The sequence below is a fragment of the Pseudomonas tremae genome (assembly GCF_001401155.1).
Classification (GTDB): domain Bacteria; phylum Pseudomonadota; class Gammaproteobacteria; order Pseudomonadales; family Pseudomonadaceae; genus Aquipseudomonas; species Aquipseudomonas tremae.
Window position 1 is genome coordinate 1 of the sequence record NZ_LJRO01000044.1, and the last position, 812, is coordinate 812.

1 protein-coding gene and 1 pseudogene are annotated in these 812 nt (G+C 60.7%); both read right to left on the bottom strand.

Features of this window, described 5'->3' with window-relative positions; genetic code table 11:
• Positions 1 to 16: 16 nt before the first annotated feature.
• Positions 17 to 592, bottom strand: coding sequence for an ANTAR domain-containing response regulator (locus tag ALO43_RS02675; protein ID WP_054997063.1), 576 nt, complete (start codon positions 590 to 592; stop codon positions 17 to 19).
• A gap of 14 nt (positions 593 to 606) precedes the next feature.
• Positions 607 to 812 (bottom strand): annotated as a pseudogene (locus tag ALO43_RS02680) (nitrate ABC transporter substrate-binding protein); the annotation flags it as partial.

The following is an 812-nucleotide window of genomic DNA, read 5'->3' on the forward strand; positions in this document are numbered from 1 at the left end:
GGCGTTCTTCGCTCGTTTACCCCGGCAACTCGCTCATCGCGATAATTTGCTCGGCCACCTGAATCAGCTTTTGCTGGCGACTCATCGCCTGACGCCGCATCAGGGTGTACGCGTCTTCCTCGTTGCAATCCTTCATTTTCATCAGCAGCCCCTTGGCCAGCTCGATGCGCTTGCGTTCGGCCACTTGCTGATCGCGGGCATGCAGTTGCGCACGCAGTGCCTGATCGCTCTCGAAACGGGCCATCGCCACGTCCAGAATCGGTTGCAACCGTTGGGCCTGGATACCCTCGACGATATACGCACTGACCCCGGACTTGATTGCCTGGCGCATCACGCCCGGATCGTGCTCGTCGGTGAACATCACGATGGGCCGCGGCTGGTCACGGCTGACCAGCACCACTTGCTCCATTACATCGCGTCCTGGCGATTCGGTGTCGATCAGGATGACGTCCGGGCGCACCGCTTCAACGCGGGCGGGCAAGTCGATGATCAGTCCGGATTCGTCGATTACTTCAAAACCGGCCTCTATCAATGCCGATTTGAGGCGACCGACTTTTCTGGCCGTGTCATTGATAAGCAGGATACGCAGCATGGTCACGTTCTCCGTCAACGACTGGCCACAGCGGGCGCGTTGTCGGCCAGCGAGTGGAGCTTGAAGCTACGCGCGTAGCCTGCGGGGTCGCTGCCGTCCCAGATCCTGCCATCGATTAACTGACTGCTGCGCAGGGTTGCAGTGGGTGCGTCGATGCCCAGCGCATCGGCTGCCTGGCGATACAGGTCCAGTTGCTGGACACGGCTGGCGACAGCCAGGT

What these genes read in the sequence shown, in the direction of transcription:
- ALO43_RS02675 (WP_054997063.1), bottom strand. Translation starts at nt 592, where the DNA reads ATGCTGCGTATCCTGCTTATCAATGACACGGCCAGAAAAGTCGGTCGC.